Origin of the sequence: Acinetobacter sp. YH01019, assembly GCF_013420285.1 — a bacterium.
GTDB classification, from domain to species: domain Bacteria; phylum Pseudomonadota; class Gammaproteobacteria; order Pseudomonadales; family Moraxellaceae; genus Acinetobacter; species Acinetobacter gandensis.
This window is the reverse complement of the sequence record NZ_VOYM01000050.1, coordinates 23,048-29,824: the sequence shown is the minus strand read 5'-3', so window position 1 is coordinate 29,824 and position 6,777 is coordinate 23,048. Positions and strand designations below refer to the sequence as shown.

Here is a 6,777-nt window from a genome sequence, read left to right as displayed (position 1 = left end):
AGATCCATGCACGTGTAGCAGTTCTTAACAGATTTACGGAATTAGGTCGACCACTTACCCAAGTTACGCCTTAAATTTGGCTCAATTAGGGGCGCTTTGCATTTCAAATCTTTGTGCAACAAAGCCAATACAATCTATAATATTCATGTAAATATTCAACCTATTTCACACAATTTTGTATTAATTTGATTTATTTTCGTTATTTTTTATACAAATGTATTTTATTAATAATGAGTTAATATTATTTTTATTTAAACTTATCAATATTAATTAATTGAGCATTTAATTTTACCAATTCTTCTTTTTGATGAGTAACATAGATGATTGGCATATGTAGTTCATGATTTACTTTATTAATAAACTGAATCACATTATTTTTTAGCTCAATATCTAAACCATTGAGTGGCTCATCTAACAACAATAACTCAGGTGAAGAAAATAACGCCCTTCCAATAGAAATTCTTTGTAGTTCCCCGCCAGATAATTGACTGGATTTTTTAGTTAATAATTTCTCAATATCTAAGACCTCAATAATCTGATCATATTCAAATTTTGTCTTATTTCTCTTTAAATACTTTAAAGGGTAAAGTAAATTTTGCTTAACATTTAAATGAGGAAATAATGTTGCTTGTTGAAAAACCAATGCAATTTTTCTTTTATGCATCGGTATAAAAATATTATTTTCTATATCCACAATTTTAGTATGATTTAATTCAATTAAACCTCTTGTTGGTTTATGAATCCCGACTATATTTTTTAAGAACGTAGATTTTCCTGCACCTGAGCGCCCCACGATACCGAGTACACCAGTTTCCATCTTAAAATCAACATTCAGACTGATAGATTCATTTTGATAATCAAATTTACATACAAGCAATATCAACCCACCATTTTATAATATTTTTGCATAATCCAATAATTTACAACCAATGCAGAGAAAGCCAAAACCAAAGACAATGTAACTAAGCGCATGGCCATTTGTTCACCATCAGGCTGCTGTAGCAAGGAATAAATTGCGATTGGAATGGTACGGGTTTCATTTGGAATGTTCCCGACAAACGTTATCGTTGCCCCAAACTCACCAAGACTTCGACTGAAACAGAGAATACTCCCAATCAAAATACCTGGCAGCGCTAAAGGTAAACTAATACTACAAAAGACTTTAAACGGGCTCGCACCCAGTGAGCCTGCTACTTGCTCTAATTGTTGATTAATCATTTGAAAGGATAAGCGGATTGGTTGCACCATTAATGGAAAAGCGACAATCATTGACGCCAATACTGCCCCTTTCCAGTTAAATGCGAATTGAACACCTATTTGATTAAAGTATTTCCCAATGAGACCCTGATTACCAAAAAGCACCAATAAGAGATATCCAAGCACCACAGGTGGCAACACCATTGGCAATTGAAGTAAGGCTTCAACTAAAAATTTGAATCGAAAATCATAGCGTGCTAATACCCACGCAAGCGCTATCGCGAAAGGAAGGCATATCATCACTGCAAAAGCACCAACTTTGGCCGATAGATAAAGCGCGTTTAACTCTTCAGGCGATAACATTGCAAGGCCTGTCTACAATTTAAATCCATATTGGAAAAACACTTGCTTGGCTTGCCCATTCGCTTTAATAAATTGGGCGAACTGAATTGCATCCTTGTTTTTTTGCCCTTGCATGGTTAATGCAATTGGATAAATGATTGGACTGTGCGAGTTTGCTGGAAATGCTCCCACCATTTTGACTTTTTTACTGATGAGTGCATCCGTTTTATAAACGATGCCTGCTTGGCATTCACCACGCTCAACAAAGGCCAATGCTGAGCGCACATCATCTGTTCCAACAATACGGCCGTTTAAACTGTTCAACCAATTTAGTTTGATGAGACTTTGCTTCGCATATTTACCAACTGGCACGGACTCCATTTGCCCTGTACACAAATGCCCTTGGAAGGATTGCGAAAAATTAAATTGCGGGACTGCCTTAAACTGCATTTTTGTATTGATTGGGCTAATCAAAACCAATTCATTTAATAAAAAAGGCTTTACTTGAGTCGGTTGTACTTTTTGCTTTTGCACCAAATATTTCATCCAGTCTTGATCAGCTGAAAAGAAAACATCGCTGCTTGCTCCAGCTTCAATTTGTTTCGCCAAAGCACCAGATGCACCAAATACAGGTATTATCTCAATCTTAGGATTTTGTTTTTGATACAATTTGATAATATCAGTAATAGCATTAGTCAGGCTGGCTGCTGCATAAATTTTGACTGTTTCCGCTTGGACTAAATTGGAAAAAATCACAGTCGCAAAGCTGAATAGAATTTTCTTCATCATGATTTTTCTCATTTTTTAAGGCTTATCTAACAACTATGCTTTTTCAATAAAAAATATATGGCACAGCTAGAAGTTAAAAACTTAAATAAATAGTCCTTGTAACTTTGTACCTACAACCATTTTCTCACCTGCGGGAACACGTACTAAACAATTCGCGTGCATTAAATTGCTCAACATGTGAGATTGCTGCTTGCTTAGGCTATTTAACAGTAATTGACCATCATTAAATTGAACAGTCATCCTAAGGAATCGCTCTCGCGTATCGGCTTTTAACTCATGCTGAATCGTGCCGCTAAACCATTCAGGAAGTTTTTTCTGACCTTGTAGGACTTTAACTAAAGTCGCTGTATAAATTTGCATACCTGCATAAACAGCAGCAGGATTACCCGGTAGCCCCAATAAATAACAATGACTGCCATCCTGACGTAGTAAATCTGCAAACAGCATTGGCTTCCCAGGCTTTTGTTTGACTTTCCAAAAGATCTGTTCAAACCCCAGTTTTAAAGTAACAGGGCGAACAAAGTCATAATCACCCACTGACACACCACCCGTGGTGAGAATAAGGTCATATTCATTTTTCAATCGATTCAACAATGCTGTTACGGCTTGCTCTGTATCTGCAACATGCATGATATCGACCTCTTGGCTTCGAGATTGAAACCACGCTTGAATCAACGGGGCATTGGCATCAAAAATTTTACCTGATGCTAAATCCTCTACATTTACTGAAACTTCATCTCCAGTAATCACCACGGCAATTTTTGGATATTTGAAAACCTCTATATTTTTCACACCGGCCATGCTCAATGCTGCAATTGCACCCACACTGAGTTTTTGACCTAAATCTGCTAACAATTGCCCACATGCGACTTCTTCCCCTACATCACGTATATCAGCGTGAGATTGAAGTGGTTCAGTGAGTACGATTTTCCTAGTTTCACCATTATCTAGTAGCTGCACAATTTCTTGACGTGCAACAGTGGAAGTATTGGCCGGAATTTTTGCGCCTGTAAAGATGCGAATGGCTTGCCCTTGTTGGAGTTGAATCTCTAAATTTTGTCCTGCTCGAATTTCTCCAATCAATTCAAATGAAGTGCCCATACCCAGTGTTGCTGGCGCGGCACAAATGGCATAACCGTCGACTGCACTTTGTGAAAATAAAGGTAAATTGATCTTTGAATAAACCGCTTTGGCAAGATAGCGATTTAAGGTTTGATCTAGTGTAAGTGTCTCTATGTCAAGACTCTGCGTATGATCAAGTAACATTTGTAATGCCTGATCCACTGAGATGAGTCCCTCTTCAGATCCGCAACCGCCATGCGATACAGTAAGGTTTTTTGTAGGTTTTAATTCTTTACTTAGTGCTTGATTCATTGATAGCCCCCTGCATGCGGAATATTTTTTTGCACGTCAAATAAATGAACTAATGCAGGTAAGACCGCAATCAAGGACTCTTTTGCACCTTGACGGCTGCCCGGTAAAGTCATGACTAAACTTGTATCAATATAGCCTGCTACTCCACGACTTAGCGCTGCATACGGCGTACGTTTTTGTCCGAAACTGCGGGATGCTTCCATTAGCCCCGGTATTTCACGTTGCAGTAAAGGCTGGATGGTCTCTACGGTTAAATCTTTTGGCCCAAGTCCTGTTCCACCTACGCTGAGAATCAAAGGATATTGATTTTTTTGCTGCTCAATTAAAGCCACTAATTGTTCTGGGCTGTCTGGAATGACTTGATAGTTAATATCGCTAAAATTGGCTTCTTGTAAGATTTCTAGGACATTCTGCCCTGCTGTATCTGGCTTTTTACCTGAAGCCACAGTGTCTGAAAGTACGATGACTGAAGCAGACAAGCTTTCTTTCAATACACGGGTAAAATGCGATTTCCCACCTTTTTTCTTTTCTAGTTTAATCCCATCCAATAACAAATCTTCAGGTTCACAATGCGGTTTCAGCATGTCATATAAGGTCAATCCTGCAAGACTGACTGCTGTTAACGCTTCCATTTCAACCCCTGTCGGGCCAATGGTTTCCACCACTGCTGAAATTTCCACATACGCATCAAAAAGCTCGTATTCCACATCAGCACGATAAATCGGTAAGGGATGACAAAGAGGAATGAGTTCATCTGTGCGCTTTGCGCCTAAAATGCCGGCAATTCGAGCTGTTTTTAGCGCATCACCCTTTTCAGTATTGCCATTTCGCAACAGTTCAATGCAATGTGGGGGCGCATGCAATATACCTATTGCAATAGCTGTGCGGTAACTTTCTGCTTTCATGCCCACATTTTTCATGTTTTTTTCCTGTTTATTTGTGTATTGCTATTTTTTTGAGGCTTTACAGATGCCATTGATAGATATTGGCATTCTGCTGAATATTTTTTTGAACCAAATGATGATCATCACCGTGCGGATGTTCATGTGTATGTAAACAATGTGAATGTGATGATGGCGTTTTAGCTTCAGTAAGAACATGAAGTTGTGATAATTGATCTGAATGATTTTGTTGATCTTTACGAATACAACAGCCTTCTACAAATTGACTGCTGCCATCCATGTAAAATTCCTCTTTCCACACAGGCACTTCATGTTTGACCCGCTCTACAGCTTCTTCACATGCTTCAAAGGCCTCACGACGATGTGGGGCATAAGCCATAGCAATAATTGCGGTATCACCAATACCAAGTGCGCCAATACGGTGTACCACGCGCACATAAGACACACCATATTTAAGCTGAATGTCTCGTTCGATTTGCCGAATCATTTTTTCAGCCACTGGCGCATAAGCTGTATATTTCAGTGCTTTCACCGCGCGGCCTTCATGATGATTGCGCACTGTGCCAATAAAAATGCCAATACCACCACATTCAGGAAAAGATTGAATTCCATCAAATACAGCTTGTTGAAGTACAGTGTCCTGAATACGGTTAAAATTGTTCAGTTCCATCTTTAACCTCCTGCTACAGGTGATAACAGCACGATGACAGCGTCATGTTTTAAAATCGTATTTCGGCTAATGATGTCTTCACCCATTGCACAAGCACAGCGCTCTAACGAGCCATATGCATCTGGATAGGCACGAATCACATAATCTAAAACATCATCCACTGTAGATCCGACCGTGCATTGCAAACTTAGATCTTCAGGTAACTGACGCTGAATTGCGCCATAACTTTCAATTTTAATGTTGATCATCTGTATGAGTAATTCAGCCATTTTTAACCTCCAATCATGTGCATGCTGATCTTTCGTGCATAAGAGGGTTGCTTCGTATGTTCTTGTTTTAATGCTTTTTGAATCGCATCATAGCCTTGCGCTTTGTGCCAAATATAGTTGGCTAATTGATCTTGCAGCTCCAATTGCGCTTGCATTACATCTGATTGAGCTTGCCAAGCGTGTGCTAAGTCGATTGATTGTGTATATAGATGCTGTGTGAGGCCATTTTCTAGAAAAGCCTCAGTTAAATGCTGAATTTCAGACTTCAGTTTCAAACCGTTTTGTGCAAATAAGCAGTTAAAAAATTCACCCTGTGCATTCAATCTTAGACGGTCACAGGTTCCGCAAAATGAATTGCTAATCGTTGAAATAATACCGACAGATTTGCCATTTATATTGTAATTACGTGCTGGGTTCGAACCCTGTCCATAGTGTATGCGTACGGTAAATTCTTTTGATAATGCATTTAAAATTTCTTGCTCAGTCACCACAGCATCGGAAGACCATTTTTGATCACCATCGAGGGGCATAAACTCAATAAAACGGGGTTCAAATTGATTGTTATGTGCCCATTTCACTAAAGGAATAATTTGATCTTCATTTATGCCTTTCATCAATACCGTGTTGATCTTAATGCTCAGACCAGCTTGTGCTGCGGCTTCAATTCCTGCCAATACAGGGTTAATTTCTTTTTGTGTTAATACCTTAAATTGAGCTGCATCTAAACTGTCTAAACTGATATTTAGATCATCCAAACCTGCTTGCTTTAAACTTGCTGCATATTTCACTAAATAATGACCATTGCTGGTCATTGAAATGCGTTTTAACCCTATGCTTTTGAGCTGTTGTAACTGCGCTATAAAATGTACGACCCCATGACGCATTAAAGGTTCACCGCCAGTAATGCGGATTTGTTCTATCCCTTGCTGCACCATAAATTGGCAAAATACAAAAAGTTCGTCAAAACTTAATAACGCATGCTTTTTCATCCATTCAGGATGTTCAGGCATGCAATAGACACACTTAAAATTACAGCGATCCGTCACCGAAATACGGAGCTTGCGCTTTTGCCGTCCAAATTGATCTTGGAACACGCGGTGCTGATTTAGGTATGTCATGCTATTCATCATCATATCCATGACGTCGATTGCGCTGTTATTGCACAGCATAAAAATGACGCCCTATTTCCATGCTGAATAAATTGCAAAAAGTGTTCCAACTTTGGGCTTATGTA

8 protein-coding genes are annotated in these 6,777 nt (G+C 38.9%); all 8 read right to left on the bottom strand.

What is annotated here, in order from left to right:
- Positions 1–247: 247 nt before the first annotated feature.
- The 8 genes from FTT84_RS11830 to moaA all read right to left on the bottom strand — a co-directional run bounded on the left by FTT84_RS11830 (position 248) and on the right by moaA (position 6,670).
- Positions 248–877: an ATP-binding cassette domain-containing protein gene (locus tag FTT84_RS11830; protein ID WP_067762028.1), complete on the bottom strand. Its 630-nt coding sequence runs from the start codon at positions 875–877 to the stop codon at positions 248–250.
- A 2-nt stretch (positions 878–879) separates the two neighbouring features.
- Positions 880–1,560: a molybdate ABC transporter permease subunit gene (modB, locus tag FTT84_RS11825; protein ID WP_067762030.1), complete on the bottom strand. Its 681-nt coding sequence runs from the start codon at positions 1,558–1,560 to the stop codon at positions 880–882.
- 12 nt (positions 1,561–1,572) lie between these two features.
- Positions 1,573–2,325 carry a molybdate ABC transporter substrate-binding protein gene (gene modA / locus FTT84_RS11820; RefSeq protein ID WP_180057156.1) on the bottom strand — a complete coding sequence of 251 codons (753 nt, stop codon included), beginning with the start codon at positions 2,323–2,325 and terminating at the stop codon, positions 1,573–1,575.
- An 84-nt stretch (positions 2,326–2,409) separates the two neighbouring features.
- Positions 2,410–3,702 carry a molybdopterin molybdotransferase MoeA gene (locus tag FTT84_RS11815; protein ID WP_180057107.1) on the bottom strand — a complete coding sequence of 431 codons (1,293 nt, stop codon included), beginning with the start codon at positions 3,700–3,702 and terminating at the stop codon, positions 2,410–2,412.
- Entirely contained in the window at positions 3,699–4,622 is a 924-nt protein-coding gene (gene moaCB, locus FTT84_RS11810; RefSeq protein ID WP_180081253.1) for a bifunctional molybdenum cofactor biosynthesis protein MoaC/MoaB, read from the bottom strand. Before moaCB ends, FTT84_RS11815 begins: the two co-directional genes overlap by 4 nt.
- 43 nt (positions 4,623–4,665) lie before the next feature.
- Positions 4,666–5,274: a molybdenum cofactor biosynthesis protein MoaE gene (locus tag FTT84_RS11805; protein ID WP_180057109.1), complete on the bottom strand. Its 609-nt coding sequence runs from the start codon at positions 5,272–5,274 to the stop codon at positions 4,666–4,668.
- A 2-nt stretch (positions 5,275–5,276) separates the two neighbouring features.
- Positions 5,277–5,543 (bottom strand): MoaD/ThiS family protein, encoded by a 267-nt coding sequence (locus FTT84_RS11800; protein WP_067762039.1) that lies wholly within the window; start codon positions 5,541–5,543, stop codon positions 5,277–5,279.
- 2 nt (positions 5,544–5,545) lie between these two features.
- Complete coding sequence (moaA, locus tag FTT84_RS11795; RefSeq protein WP_180057159.1) at positions 5,546–6,670, bottom strand: GTP 3',8-cyclase MoaA; 1,125 nt, start codon at positions 6,668–6,670, stop codon at positions 5,546–5,548.
- Positions 6,671–6,777: the final 107 nt, after the last annotated feature.